Origin of the sequence: Kordiimonas sp. (genome assembly GCF_048260245.1) — a bacterium.
Classification (GTDB): Bacteria; Pseudomonadota; Alphaproteobacteria; order Sphingomonadales; family Kordiimonadaceae; genus Kordiimonas.
Genome location: NZ_JBLXGZ010000018.1, coordinates 12,774 through 26,477, shown reverse-complemented (window position 1 = coordinate 26,477; position 13,704 = coordinate 12,774). Strand labels below are relative to the sequence as shown.

The 13,704-nt window shown below is 52.7% G+C and carries 10 protein-coding genes; 5 read left to right on the top strand and 5 right to left on the bottom strand.

From position 1 onward, the window contains the following. Positions 1–678 precede the first annotated feature (678 nt). Positions 679–2,313 carry an adenylosuccinate synthetase gene (locus ACN0VM_RS10700; protein WP_417450873.1) on the top strand — a complete coding sequence of 545 codons (1,635 nt, stop codon included), beginning with the start codon at positions 679–681 and terminating at the stop codon, positions 2,311–2,313. 134 nt (positions 2,314–2,447) lie between these two features. Here ACN0VM_RS10700 and ACN0VM_RS10695 read toward each other — a convergent pair whose 3' ends face one another. Both ACN0VM_RS10695 and ACN0VM_RS10690 read right to left on the bottom strand, forming a co-directional pair. Beyond that, positions 2,448–2,978, bottom strand: a complete 531-nt coding sequence (locus ACN0VM_RS10695) for a cytochrome b (protein ID WP_417450872.1) — start codon at positions 2,976–2,978, stop codon at positions 2,448–2,450. 29 nt (positions 2,979–3,007) lie between these two features. After that, entirely contained in the window at positions 3,008–5,104 is a 2,097-nt protein-coding gene (locus ACN0VM_RS10690; RefSeq protein WP_417450871.1) for a TonB-dependent hemoglobin/transferrin/lactoferrin family receptor, read from the bottom strand. A gap of 148 nt (positions 5,105–5,252) precedes the next feature. On the opposite strand from ACN0VM_RS10690, the gene ACN0VM_RS10685 reads away from it, so the two are divergent. Both ACN0VM_RS10685 and rimO read left to right on the top strand, forming a co-directional pair. Then, on the top strand, positions 5,253–6,338 hold the full coding sequence (locus tag ACN0VM_RS10685) for a DUF6607 family protein (protein WP_417450870.1): 1,086 nt from the start codon (positions 5,253–5,255) through the stop codon (positions 6,336–6,338). A gap of 132 nt (positions 6,339–6,470) precedes the next feature. Continuing rightward, the gene (gene rimO, locus ACN0VM_RS10680; RefSeq protein WP_417450869.1) at positions 6,471–7,829 is read left to right on the top strand and encodes a 30S ribosomal protein S12 methylthiotransferase RimO; all 1,359 of its coding nucleotides are present in this window, start codon (positions 6,471–6,473) and stop codon (positions 7,827–7,829) included. Between the two features lie 6 nt (positions 7,830–7,835). Here rimO and ACN0VM_RS10675 read toward each other — a convergent pair whose 3' ends face one another. The 3 genes from ACN0VM_RS10675 to ACN0VM_RS10665 all read right to left on the bottom strand — a co-directional run bounded on the left by ACN0VM_RS10675 (position 7,836) and on the right by ACN0VM_RS10665 (position 9,830). Continuing rightward, positions 7,836–8,597, bottom strand: coding sequence for a substrate-binding periplasmic protein (locus ACN0VM_RS10675; protein ID WP_417450868.1), 762 nt, complete (start codon positions 8,595–8,597; stop codon positions 7,836–7,838). A 147-nt stretch (positions 8,598–8,744) separates the two neighbouring features. Further along, positions 8,745–9,116 (bottom strand): hypothetical protein, encoded by a 372-nt coding sequence (locus ACN0VM_RS10670; protein ID WP_417450867.1) that lies wholly within the window; start codon positions 9,114–9,116, stop codon positions 8,745–8,747. Between the two features lie 87 nt (positions 9,117–9,203). Beyond that, complete coding sequence (locus tag ACN0VM_RS10665; RefSeq protein WP_417450866.1) at positions 9,204–9,830, bottom strand: glutathione S-transferase family protein; 627 nt, start codon at positions 9,828–9,830, stop codon at positions 9,204–9,206. 249 nt (positions 9,831–10,079) lie between these two features. Here ACN0VM_RS10665 and ACN0VM_RS10660 point away from each other — a divergent pair, with 249 nt between their 5' ends. Then, positions 10,080–11,243 (top strand): type III PLP-dependent enzyme, encoded by a 1,164-nt coding sequence (locus ACN0VM_RS10660; protein WP_417450865.1) that lies wholly within the window; start codon positions 10,080–10,082, stop codon positions 11,241–11,243. A gap of 81 nt (positions 11,244–11,324) precedes the next feature. After that, positions 11,325–13,697 (top strand): ATP-binding protein, encoded by a 2,373-nt coding sequence (locus ACN0VM_RS10655; RefSeq protein WP_417450864.1) that lies wholly within the window; start codon positions 11,325–11,327, stop codon positions 13,695–13,697. The last annotated feature ends 7 nt before the right edge of the window (positions 13,698–13,704 follow it).

The window sequence follows — 13,704 nt, the reverse complement described above, 5'->3', positions numbered from 1 at the left end:
GAGGCTAAAATCTAAACAAGCCCTGCTCAATGAAGGTTTCCCAGCTACACATTTCCGATCAAAATCTAGCAGAACCGATTGCAGTAGAGGATTTAAAAATTACATACATTTGACGCTTAAGGACACGCCTCGCATACTGAAGGCAAAGCTGAAACAAGGCTTTCCACATTTGGAAATTAGGATTCCAATATCTTCGCTCCCCCATGACACACAATATGAATTGTGCAGATACAATATAGCCATGACACGCAGATTACCAAGCAGCCCTATGGGTGGGTTTGCAGAATCCGACGAGGACGGATGGTATCGCCACGGGCTACTTGTGCCTACTGCTCATAGCTTGCATGAGAAAATAGCGTTATTACAAAAGCATAGATATCTTGGTACGATGATTGAAGTGCTGATAAGAGATGGGCTCGCTCTTCCCCCAGATACAATTATTCGATGCTTTTCAACCCACGACCATGACGTGGTTCGCCGGGTCCACCTTGCATTAAATCGACCTCTGAATATTGAAATAAGTTCAGAAACTTACATAGCAAACGATGAATATAGAACGGCGACAGCTAATTTTCTTAAAAAGTCAGTTGCCAACCCCTTTTGGAAGGGTGATGGGTTGGAGTTTGACCGTGTCTAGTACCACCCGATTTTCTTCTGCGAATATTAGGAGAGAGTATTATGAGGCAAGTGGTGCTTTTGAGTGGACACTCATGTAACGGTAAAAGTAAACTGGCTAAAATGCTGGCCTGCCGTTGTGGTTTTCACGTATTTAAAACGTCGGATCATTTACGGACACCCAAAGCTCTGAACCGTGATGGCCTCAAAAAAAACGGCGACTTAGCCGACATTGTCTCTGGCCACAGGTGGGTACTTGATGAAGTAAAAAAACTTCATGGGAGATTGAAACGAGAGACGCCTATTGTTGTGGATTGCCTCCGTAATTTCAAACAGATTAGGCATTTTCGGAAACAATATGAATTCGAAGTCACACACGTTCACCTTTACGCTAGGCAGGGAGCATTAGAGTCGAGATTCCGAAAGAAACTCACGAATAAAACGGCAGAGTTATCTCATGCAGAAATGAGCTTGCTAGGGGAAGCCGATGATATCGAGAATATAAAGAACGATGCCGACATTAGAATTTTCACTGAAAGGTCAGATGTCGGAGATGTCTACACGCGAGTTCTCGCCTACTTAGGGCACTTCGCTTCTCCAGACTATCGAGGCGTCGATGTCATCGTAGGTGGGCAATACGGCAGCGAAGGCAAAGGCCAAGTCGCAGCATACCTAGCTCAGGAATATGACGTTCTTATGCGCGTAGGTGGACCCAATGCGGGACATAGCGCAGCTAGAGCATCGGGTAAATATACCTATCACTCACTTCCGTCTGGATGCAGAGACACAACAGCTGACGTAATAATAGGTGCTGGTGCAACAATATTCATACCTGAACTGCTAAAAGAAATTCAGGACTGCGGCCTCGATGCAAGCCGCCTATTTATTGACCCAAGCGCGATGGTAATTACACCAGATGATAGGGCCCAAGAAGCTAAATTGGTAGATAGCATAGGTTCAACAGGTCGAGGAGGGGGAGCCGCAGCTGCGCGCCGTATTATGGGGCGCCTTAATTGTGTTGATGGCGCGATGTTGGCCGCAAAATACGATCAACTACACCCCTTTATAAAATCGGCACATGAGCGGCTTCAACTGGCCTTTTTAAAACGGGAGAGGGTATTGCTGGAGGGGACGCAAGGTAGCGAGCTGAGTCTTTTCCACGGTGAATACCCTTTTGTGACATCTCGTGACACAAACATATCTGGCTGCTTGGCTGAAGCGGGCATACCACCGGCTCGAGTGAGAAAAAGCCTTCTCGTTGTTAGATATACACCTATACGTGTAGAATCCCCGAAAGGCGGAACCTCGGGAACTCTGAAAAACGAGACAACATTTGAGACTGTTGCAAACATGGCCCTCATCCCAGAGGATCTCAATGAAAAAGAAAAGACCTCCACAACCCATAGGCAAAGGAGAGTAGCGTGGTTTGACTGGGAACAATTTAGAAAAGCGTGCGAACTAAATGGCCCCACAGATATCATTCTCACCTTCGCCGATTATCAACATGTCAAGAACCGTGAAGCTCATAGATTCGAACAACTGACGGAAGACACCATTAAATTCATCGAAGAGCTGCAACGCGTAGCCCAGGCCCCAGTCTCCCTAATCAATACTCGGTACCCTCATGACGAGGTGGGTCCGATGGACTTGAGGACATTAATCGATCGGCGACATTGGCGCATCAAACTATCAAACTGAAAAAGGTACATAATGTTTAGTGACGTAACCTATGCACATGCTGCGGTGAGCGGATTAGACAGTTTAGCGGATGCCCCCGCGTTGGTGAGCTCGGAAGACTAAAACAAACTCCAAAAAACCGGGGCTTTTTCATTTTACATCATGCGCTTGAGCGTACCATCCTTGAGGATGTGGGTATGGTAGATCACGCCGACAAGGTGCAAGCCGACAAGCCCCGCGAGCACATACCAGCCGTAGACATGGATATCTTCAAACAGGTGGTGGAGGTCCATATCACGCTCGAACCATGTCGGGATGACTGTCATGCCGAAGAAATCCACATTCCAGCCCACGGTCAGGAGCGTGAAGATACCCGCGCCGATGACGAGGAAGGTGAGCGCATAGAGCGCAAGGTGCGCTGCGTGCGCCACCTTTTTGAGCATAGCGGGCGTACCCGCCACCGGCTCAACCCGCGCACCTGACGCCCGTACACCAAGGCGCACAAACATGAAGGCGAGGATCAGGAGACCGAAGGAGGCATGAAGACGTAGAAGCTCGGTTTTGTCATCCCCGCGCGGCATATCCGCGAAATAGAGCCCCAAAACCGATTGTCCGATCAGCAGTGCTGCCAGCACCCAGTGCAATATTTTGGCTGGCGTGCCGTAAGCGACTGTTGTGTTCTTCATCTTCGCCTCCTTCAGTAAGCCGGACCGGCCTAGAAGGAGCCTGTCCAGCTGATACGTGCTTTCATGTTGCGGCCCGGGTCAACCACACCCGCGAACACCGTCTGCACTTCCGTGTCGAACACATTGTCAACACCAAGGTCAATGCGCAAGCCCTCAAGCGCTTCATCAGGCTGCCAGACAAGGAACAGATCCAGCGTCTCATAGCCGGGGCGCTCGTCCGCCGGGGCGTTCACCTTATCGAAGCGGCTGGCGATATTCACCCGTGCGCCCAAGCGGCTGTCAAGCGATGGCATCTTAGCCTCAGCCGACATATACAGCCGGTTTGGCGACAGGATACCAACATAGTCGCCGGTGTCTTTATCCTTACCGTCTACATCACTATACGATGCCATGAGGCGGAACCATTCGCTGTCATACATACCTTCAAGCTCAAACCCTTTAAGCTCTGCACTGCCGGTATTGATATTGCGGCTGGTACCAGCATTACATGTGCCCGGCATACCCGGCACAAAACACGGCGCCGAGAATTCGAAGTTCACCTCAAGGTCAATGAGATCAGTGACGTCGGAGTTGAAATAGGCCCCCTTGAATGTCAGCCGGTCGCCTGTGGTTAGAATATCAGTGAAATCAATGCCTGCACCAAATTCCCATGTTTTGGAATGCTCGGGACGAAGGTCCTGGTTCGGGATAAAGAAGTTCGGAGCTTCAACGCCCGGGCCAAGCGGGATGGTGAAGTGCAGGTCATCGGCAAAAATTTCATTATAGGACGGCGCGCGGAAAGCCTCGCTATAACTACCGAAAATCATGAACTCGTCCACCGGGCTCCAGCTCACGGCAAATTTGGGCGATGTTTTGCCCTCGGACGTCTCAACATCGACACCAACGGCAGAGTTTTTGAACTTGTCGTAGCGCACGCCGGGAATAAGGATAAACTCACCGATTGGCGTATCGGCCACCAGTTCGCCCTGAACAAAAAGGCCAAGCGTTTTAGCCGTCGCGTCCGGTACACCGCCACGGGTACCGTCGCTGGTGTTATTGTCGCTGCCGACCTGTTCATCACGGTAATACTCGCCGCCATAGGTCAAGGTGAAGCTGCTTTTTTCGCTGAATTCGAACCGGCTGCGGTTGTCAAAGCTGACGCCAACCGTTTCCACGTCACGGTTGATCACCCGGTCAGTGTCCAGGTCGCTTTCCTTGACATTGGCTTTGTTGACGTACCCAACAAGGGCAAAGTTAATGAGATTGGTCTCAGGATTGAAATCAAGCCCGGCGCGAAATGTATCGCTGACGATATTCTTGTCCATCAGGTCACCGGTATTGTTGCCAAGGCCGTTGTTGGGTTCAACCGCGTCGTTGCGGTAGCCAAGCCAACTACCGGAAAGTTTTAGCGCGTCGGTCACCTGATAGCTGGCCTTGACGATACCTGAAGCAATGCTGTCATCGGCTTGCAGGCTCGTATCGTTACCAAGGGCAATATCGCCCGAGTCGCGGAAACTGAGGCTGGCAACTGCATCAAATTTACCGTCAGCGCTGCGGCCAAAGACGGTGGCACCGTACAACCATTCCTCGTTCACGTCCTGATAGCCGCCGCTAAGCCTATAGCCAGCATTGCTACCGTCTTTGAGAAGGTCGGCAGCATCAACCGTGTTGAGCGAGATAACCCCGCCCACAGCACCCGAGCCATATAGCGACGAGCCCGCACCCCGAACAACCTCGGCGGACTTCAGAAGGTCGGGTTCGATAAAGAAGCGACCGTCATGGCCGGAGAGGAAGCTTTGGCGCACACCGTCGAACAGCACCACAACACCCTCACCTGCCATGCCACGAATGGCGGGTGTCTGGCCGTTGCGGCGCGGTCCACCGTCGAAAATCAGCCCCGGTACCGACGCAAAGACGTCAGAAATGTTAGACGCCATCAAGTCATCAATTTCATCGCGGGATACAACGCTGACGGAAGACGGGGTTGAGAAAGCCTCAACCGGGTTCTTGGTCGCGCTAACAGTGATCTCGGTAATATCCGCCGGCGCTGCGGCCAATGCCGGTTGCATGGCGGCGCTGGAGACCCCCAAGAGGAGGATAGTAAGAGTGGAGCGTGAAAGTCGCATGGTATGTTGCTTCCCGATCATGGCGTTTCCTTGCGCACTACATATGGTGCATATATTATCGTTGCAAATGATTCTCAGAATCGTTATCAGCGTTCATAAGCAATGCCTTTTCGTATTGCAAGTCAGAATCATTATTATTAATTGCAGTGACGCTGAGTTAGGAAAGACAATGAAAACGACACTGATCAAATCGGGCATCAAGGCTGGAGCCGCGCTATGCGCCGCTGTCATGCTGGCTGCGTGCAACACGACCAACCAAAACAGCGCGCCCATGGTGGCCGCGCAGACCGAAGCTGCGCCTCAAATCACTGCAGAAAAGTTTGAAGCTGACCGTAAGGCTATCCTCGCCATGACCGGCGACTATAAGGTCAGGTTCGACTTTCAGGAGACCGTCTCCTTCAAGTCAGATTATGCGCTTAAGGAACGTTATGTGACCGGCGCGCACGAAATGGTGCGGGTGATCGAGGACACGGGCGAGTTCATCAGCCTTCAACATATTCTCGTCGTGGGTGACGGCGAGAAAGTCCCCTTTATGCCGATCAAGCATTGGCGGCAGGACTGGCAGTTTGAACCGGCTGAGATTATGGATTTCATCGGTGCAAATACTTGGGTCAAAAGACAGGTAAGCACGAGCGAGCGTGCGGGAAAATGGGCGCAGATCGTTTATCAGGTTGATGATGCACCGCGGTATGCCGCAATCGCCGCGTGGGACCATTCGGACGGCACGGCTGTCTGGACTTCACCCAAAAGTTGGCGTCCACTGCCGCGACGCGACGCCACCAAGCGCGATGACTACCATGCCATTGCCGCCGTTAACCGCCATGCCATCACGCCCACCGGCTGGGTCCATGAACAGGACAATGCCAAGCTTGTGCTTGGCGGTGACCAGCCCGAACTGCTGGTGCATGAGATTGGCGTAAATACTTACGAAAAATTCGATGGCTTCAAAACCGAAATCGGCAGCGAATATTGGGCCAAGACGAAGGATTACTGGAAAGCCATCCGTGATGAGTGGAATGATATCTTTGCCGCCAACACCAGGTTCGGGCTGACCATTCAGGGCGAACCGGAAGAGCTTTACATGCAGATTCTCGGCATTGCCACAGATGTCGAAGAAGGTAACAAGTCTGGCCGGGAAGCCGCAGACGAAGCAATTGCAGTACTGCATTCCTACGTCACCACCAACCCAGGGTCGGTTCGCGAACGCCTGCATGAAGGTGCAGACAATGCCAACGGGGAAGCTTACAGCCGGTAGATACCCCTCAATGTGAACCGCAAGAGCAGAAGGGAGCCAGCATGAGGCTCCCTTTTTCTATGTCAGGGCACGGCAGGGGAACATGCTTTTCTCGCTGGTGTTTTGGCTTTGTCGGCTGTATAAGCCGCGCCCATGAGCACACACACCAACCAAACGTCCAAAGTCGGCTTTGTCTCCCTCGGTTGCCCCAAAGCACTGGTGGATAGCGAGCGTATCCTCACCAAGCTTCGGTCCGAAGGCTATGAGATATCGCCCGAATACCAGGGCGCGGATGTGGTGGTGGTAAACACCTGCGGCTTCATTGACAGCGCAAAGGAAGAAAGCTTCTCTGCCATCAAGGAAGCCATGGCTGAAAACGGCAAAGTAATCGTAACCGGCTGTCTGGGTGTTGATGAAGGCGCTGTGCGGGAAGTGGTGCCCGGTGTGTTGGCGGTTACCGGCCCGCACCAGTATGAACAGGTGGTGGGCGAAGTGCATAAGGCAGCGCCCCAGCCCCACGACCCTTATGTACACCTTGTGCCGGAAGCGGGCCTTCGGCTGACGCCGCGACACTACAGCTACCTGAAAATCTCAGAGGGCTGTAACCACCGCTGTAAATTCTGCATTATCCCGAGCCTGCGCGGTGATCTTGTCTCCCGCCCCATTCGTGCCGTGTTACGCGAGGCGGAAAAGCTCGTGGAAGCAGGCACACAGGAATTGCTGGTCATCAGCCAGGATACATCCGCTTACGGCCTTGACCTGCGGCACCAGACGGAAAAATGGAAAAACCGCGACGTGCGCGCCCATATGACGGACCTCGCCCGCGAGTTGGGAGAATTGGACGTCTGGGTACGCATGCATTATGTCTACCCCTACCCTCATGTCGACGATGTCATGCCGCTGATGGCGGAAGGCAAGATATTGCCTTATCTCGATATACCGTTCCAGCATGCCAGCCCGAGCGTGCTGCGCGCCATGCGTCGGCCAGCCAATGAAGCCAAAGTACTTGAACGAATTGAAAACTGGCGCAAGATCGTGCCTGAAATTGTGCTGCGCTCCACCTTCATTGTTGGCTTCCCCGGCGAAACAGATAATGATTTTGAATACCTGCTCGACTGGATGCGCGAAGCGCGCCTCGACCGCGTTGGTTGTTTCAAATACGAACCTGTCGAGGGCGCCGCGGCCAACGCGCTGGCAAACCCGGTTGCAGAAGAACTGAAGCAGGAACGCTGGGAACGCTTCATGGCCGTACAACAGGAAATTTCCGCAGAAAAACTCAAAGAACGGGTTGGGCTGGAAATGGCTGTGCTGATCGATGGGGTAACCGAGACCGGCGCAACCGGTCGCACCTACGCCGACGCACCGGAGATTGACGGGCAAGTGCACTTGGGTGGGGCGTCGGGACTTGGTGAGGGCGATATGGTCATGGCACTGATCACCGGAAGCGACGACTATGACCTGCATGGCCATGTTGTGGCGGGCGACCACGAGAACGACGACTGGGACTGGTAACGCTGTCTATTGTCCCAATTCGTCGGTTTGCAGCGGTGCCGCCAGATGATAACGCCCCTGAGCTTGCAGCCGGTTATAACTTCTCCGTATCCGACTTCTGAGCTCTGGAGATACATGCTTGCCACTGGCAAGATAGAACCCCGTCTTGCCGCCAAGACGGAGCGTAGGCTTCGTGACATCGAGGTCGAATCCACCGGCATGCCTTAAGCGCGAATTAGCGGCCAGCTCACTGATATAGAGATCGGCCCGACCTGCAACAACCAGGCGAAAGTCACCGGTGTTGCTATCGGATATATATACTATTCTCTCCTCCGGAATACCGGTTGTCGCCAACAGGTCACACGTCAAATCTCCCGTTACGCAGGCGGCGCTAAACATGCCGGACCGTAAAGCGTCAGGCGTTACAGGGCGCGGGTCATCTGCCCGGGCATAAAGGTAGAAATTTGATGTAGCGACGGGAACCAGCCAGTCGTATTGCTCCTCCCGTAGCGGCGTGCGGGTGATCGTATATATGAGTGCGTTATCTTGACGACCTGCATACAACACTGCCCTGCTCCAGGGAACCATCCTGATTTCGTAATCAAGCCCCGCCGCGTCCAGGACCTGCCTCACTTTCGCGGTGGCGATACCCTCGATAGTGCCATCATCACCAACATAATTATAGGGGGGATAGTCTTCCGTATAGACGGTGACTTCAGCAGAAGACGTCGGCGAAGTTAAAAGTAAAAAACTAAAAAGTATCGTCAGTTGTGCGAACCGGTATTTCATACTGTACACATTTCCAAAGCGCGTAATTCACGGCTTTCGTATAGATTGACGCCCCACCCCAATCCTGCAGCGAACAGGTTAACAAAATAGTGCAGTATCACTTAAAAGGTTTTTTTTAATCCCCATCGCCAAAAAATAACGGGCAGCCTAAAGGGCAAGGCCTATACCACCAAGCATGGCTCCCGCCGCAAAAAGGGACCATTGCGGCAGCTCCTGAAACCGCTGCTTTTTCCACACAATAAGGACGACGTTCCATATACAAAAGGCTGCCGACAAGCCAAATGAGACAACGGCAAGTTCAACCGCGTCTGGCTTTACGCTCGCCCAAAAGTACGCTCCGCTCATGGCAGCCAAGACGATACTAACCATGTGCCAGCAATAATAGTTGGTATATTTGGGCACGGTGTGCAAATCCCGCGCCCTAAGCAAAGGCTCTGCAATGTATTTTCCACCGAACCAGCAGTGGATAAAACAGGTTACGGCAGTGACAACTGCGGCGGAGCTGAAATAAACATTCATGACGTAGCCTCACTTGCGGGTTTAACGCAAGACTACGTCGCATCCGAGCCACAGGCTATGGGACTTAGTGCCGCAGCAGCCCCCACTCTATGAGCCCAATTGATATGGCCCGCCACGCTCAACTGCCCGCTTATAGGCAGGCCTGGCCTGCATGCGATCAAGGTACTTCTCCAGACCAGGAAAATGCGCGAGCGCGCCGCTAACCTTTGCCGCTTCAAGCACAAATACCATCATGACATCGGCACCGGTCAAGCCGTCGCCGACAAGAAAGGATCTGTCACCCAGAGACTGAGCCACGTAGCCAAGGTGATTAGCCACCTCGCTTTTAATCCTTGGGCCAAGCGGTGCTCCGGCGGCACCCAGTCGCCCAACATAGAGACCGAGCATGAAGGGCAATATGGCTGACCCTTCGGCATAATGCAGCCATTCCGCGTATGCCTCGTAGTTCGCATCGCCAATAGAAGGTCCAAAGTCGCCTTTGCCATATGTTCGGATCAGATAGTCAACGATTGCCGCTGACTCGGCGATTTTGACACCCGCATCTTCCAATACAGGTGATTTCCCCAGCGGATGTATTGCTTTCAACGTATCCGGTGCCAAGCGGGTCTCAGCATTGCGCTCATAGGAAATGATTTCATAATCAAGCGCCATTTCTTCAAGCAACCATAAAATACGTTGTGAGCGAGAGTGGTTAAGGTGATGGATTTTGATCATGAATATGCCTTCTTGGGACCGTTAAACAGCAGAATTATTGCTTATAAACAGCAGAATTATTGCTTAGAGATAGTATCTAGGCCATCTCGCGCATTCTGCAAGCCGCTAGTTTGACCGCCACGCAGTCGGCGCAGCGGCGACCCTGAAAATCCATTGGGTTACACTTCCACGCATGTTAGATTGTCTCTTGCTGACACCGTAAAACACTATTTTCTAGCCAGTCTGGCTGCATGAGGGACCTTATCCGCAATGACCATCGCTATTGAAGATTTTTATCCACAGGAAACCTTCGACCGCATCAAAACTTTTGCTGACACCAAGGAAACACCATTCCTGGTGGTGGACACCAAGATCATAGATGCTGCCTATGAAGAACTGAGCGATGCTTTTCCCATCGCGAAAATCTTTTATGCCGTAAAGGCCAATCCCGCGCCCGAAGTTATCGGCCTTCTGCGGGACAAAGGCGCAAACTTCGATATTGCATCCATCTATGAGCTTGATCGAGTGCTGGAACTGGGTGTGTCGCCTGAACGCATCAGCTATGGCAATACCATCAAGAAGTCCCGCGACATCCGTTATTTCTATGACAAGGGTGTCCGGCTTTTCGCAACTGATTCAGAAGACGACCTTCGCAACATCGCCAAAGCAGCGCCGGGGTCACGCGTGTATGCCCGCGTTCTGACTGAGGGGACGCATACCGCCGACTGGCCGCTCTCGCGCAAGTTTGGTTGCCAAAACGACATGGCGATGGATTTGATGGTGTTGGCCCGTGATCTCGGCCTAGAGCCGTATGGCATCTCATTCCATGTTGGCTCACAGCAGCGCGATATTGGCGCATGGGATGCCGCAATCGCCAAGGTTACTAACATCTTTGAGCGGCTGCGGGACGAGGATAATATCGTGCTCAAAATGATCAACATGGGTGGCGGGTTTCCCGGGAACTATGTGAACAGAGCACATGACCTGAAAACCTATGCCAGTGAGATCACCCGTTTCCTGCAGGAAGACTTCGGCGATGACATGCCGGAGATCATTCTCGAGCCCGGGCGGTCACTCGTCGCCAATGCTGGCATTTTGGTCAGTGAGGTGGTCCTGATTTCACGCAAGGCGCGCATGTCTCTACACCGCTGGGTCTTTACAGACGTTGGTAAATTCTCCGGATTGATCGAAACAATGGAGGAGGCCATCAAATATCCGATCTACACCGAAAAAAGTGGTGAGATGGAACATTGTATCTTGGCAGGCCCAACATGTGACAGTGCCGACATCATGTACGAGGACACAAAGGTGCCGCTACCGCTGAATCTTGCGATTGGGGATCGTCTATATTGGTTCTCCACCGGAGCCTATACAACGAGTTACAGCGCGATAGAATTTAACGGCTTTCCTCCGCTTAAAGCATACTATTTATAACCGAAAACCAGCCGCGGCCTCCTTGCCCGTTGCACATTTCACCTCATAGTGTAAAGAGGTGGCATAACAGGTTGGGGTTCGATGGGGCAGTCGACAGATATCAGTGGCAGAATTTCACCGGCATGGCTGTTTGTCATGCCGGCCCTGCTTGGCATAGCGGTTTTTATCTCCGCATTCCCGTTTCCAATCATTAAGGCACCCGTCAATCTGCTGCACACCGCGTGCTATTTTTATACCGACACACTTGATGAATACCCGAAAATGGGCCAATCGGTCGCACAGGAAAAGTGTGACGGATTGGCTGAACCCTCACGGAATACCGTCTGGCTGTCCATTGATGCTGCCCCACTCAGCCCCGAAACGGGAACAGAATACAGCCTGGTTCTTTTTCGGCACTGGCTTGAGGGCGCGGCAATTCAGTTCCGTTATGCCGATGGCACATATGTTAGCTACAATCTTGGACCTTATGACTTTGACCGTTATTGGTCGGTAGGAAATTTTGTTACCTTTGACGCACCTGCCCGGGGCTCAGCTGTGGAGCATATCTATGTGGGGCTGGAAAATCCTTCGTCGATAAAACTGTTTCGGCAGCTGAATTTTGTGAAAGCGGAAGACTGGAACAAGCGCGAGGTCACCGGGCATCTGATCATTAGCCTGATCATCGGCGCGCTTTTGGCGATGTTGCTCTATAACATTTCCCTCGCCGCCACCTTACGCTTTGACTTCCACTTGCAGTATTGCCTCTTCGTCGCCTCGATCTTTGTCTATACAGCAGTGGCTTACGGCGCTTTTGCACATTTTCTGCCCGGAATACTGACCATCGGGCAACAGATGAACATCACCATTCTAGCGTTGGGCCTTAACGGACTTACAGGGTTATTGTTCCTCCAGGCATTCATCGAGAAAAGTGTCTTCCCGCCATGGTGGCACCAATTTATCAAAATCGCCGCACTACCTTTCGGCTTATGGTCCGTGTTTTATGTATCGACCCGCGGCTGGCATGCCGATACGATTGACCTCATCTTCAACCTACTGGCACTGGGCGGTATCTCAGTTATCCTGGTCTCGCTGGTCGTCGCCATCCCGCGTGGTAGTCGGTCCGCGATTTTTTACGCAGCGGGCTGGTTGCTTCCTATCATCGGTGTTGGCGTCCGTGTCTTGCGCGGCCTGGACGTCATCCCACACAGCGCTTTTGTTGAATTTTTCATGCCGATCGGCATGGCGCTTGAAACTGTTATCCTTTCGATTGGCATTGCCGACCGAATTGTACAAATTCGCGCTGAGCGCGACGCCGCCCAGAGAGCCAGCGAACAGGCCAGAGCTGCAAACGAAGCCAAGTCGGACTTCCTCGCCCGAATGAGCCACGAGATACGGACTCCGCTTAATGCTGTGATCGGCCTCAGCGAACTAACCGCCACCACCAACCTGAACGAAAAACAGCGCGGTTATATCAATAATATCAAAGCGTCCGGGGACATCCTCCTCACCCTGATCAATGATATCCTCGACTTCTCGAAAATTGAAGCAGGTAAGCTTGACCTTGAACACATGACCTTCCGTCCTGCCGCCGTGCTCGACGTGGTAAAAACCATTGTCGAACCGAAGGCGCTTGAAAAAGGCTTGGCATTCACTGTGACCGGGCAAGAGCAGTTGCCGGAACAGTTATGCGGTGATCCGACACGACTGAGCCAAGTGCTCATCAATCTCGGCAACAACGCAATCAAATTCACCGAAGCGGGCGCAGTCACCATCGCAGTATCATGCACCAGCGCTGTTGAAGGGAAGGCCCGTTTCTCCTGTACGGTTACAGATACCGGCATCGGCATGAGCCCCGAAGAACAAAGCCGGCTGTTCCAGTCATTCTCCCAGGTTGATGAGACGATAACCCGACGTTATGGTGGAACCGGCCTTGGGCTCGCCATCTGCAAACAACTCGTTGAACTCATGCACGGCGAGATCAGCGTCAAGAGCCTGAGTGGCAAAGGGAGCGTTTTTAGTTTCAACATCCTGCTTGACCTGCCGCGTGAGGCGAAGAATAGAGAAGCCGCAATAGCGCCGGCACCACCTGCCTCGCCGCCATCCGTGCTGGCCGGCACGCATATCCTTCTGGCGGAGGACAACCCAGTCAACCGAATAATCGCCATCAAGCTTCTGACGGAAGTTGGCGTGATCGTGGACATCGCAGAAGATGGCCTGATAGCCCTCGAGAAGGGGATGCAATCTCGCTATGACGCCATCCTCATGGATATGCAGATGCCTGGTATGGATGGTGTGGCCGTCACCCGCGCGCTCCGGCAAACTGACGGAGGCGCACGTGTGCCCATCATCGCCATGACCGCGAATGTATCTATGGCTGACCGCGAACACTGCCTCAAAGCTGGTATGAACGATCATATTCCCAAGCCGTTCAAACCTGAGATGCTATACAGCACGCTAACACGCTGGCTGGTATAAAGGGGAC

What these genes read in the sequence shown, in the direction of transcription:
- ACN0VM_RS10675 (WP_417450868.1), bottom strand. Translation starts at nt 8,597, where the DNA reads ATGAAATACCGGTTCGCACAACTGACGATACTTTTTAGTTTTTTACTT.
- ACN0VM_RS10655 (WP_417450864.1), top strand. Translation starts at nt 11,325, where the DNA reads ATGGGGCAGTCGACAGATATCAGTGGCAGAATTTCACCGGCATGGCTG.
- ACN0VM_RS10695 (WP_417450872.1), bottom strand. Translation starts at nt 2,978, where the DNA reads ATGAAGAACACAACAGTCGCTTACGGCACGCCAGCCAAAATATTGCAC.
- ACN0VM_RS10660 (WP_417450865.1), top strand. Translation starts at nt 10,080, where the DNA reads ATGACCATCGCTATTGAAGATTTTTATCCACAGGAAACCTTCGACCGC.
- ACN0VM_RS10690 (WP_417450871.1), bottom strand. Translation starts at nt 5,104, where the DNA reads ATGATCGGGAAGCAACATACCATGCGACTTTCACGCTCCACTCTTACT.
- ACN0VM_RS10670 (WP_417450867.1), bottom strand. Translation starts at nt 9,116, where the DNA reads ATGAATGTTTATTTCAGCTCCGCCGCAGTTGTCACTGCCGTAACCTGT.
- ACN0VM_RS10700 (WP_417450873.1), top strand. Translation starts at nt 679, where the DNA reads ATGAGGCAAGTGGTGCTTTTGAGTGGACACTCATGTAACGGTAAAAGT.
- ACN0VM_RS10685 (WP_417450870.1), top strand. Translation starts at nt 5,253, where the DNA reads ATGAAAACGACACTGATCAAATCGGGCATCAAGGCTGGAGCCGCGCTA.
- rimO (WP_417450869.1), top strand. Translation starts at nt 6,471, where the DNA reads ATGAGCACACACACCAACCAAACGTCCAAAGTCGGCTTTGTCTCCCTC.
- ACN0VM_RS10665 (WP_417450866.1), bottom strand. Translation starts at nt 9,830, where the DNA reads ATGATCAAAATCCATCACCTTAACCACTCTCGCTCACAACGTATTTTA.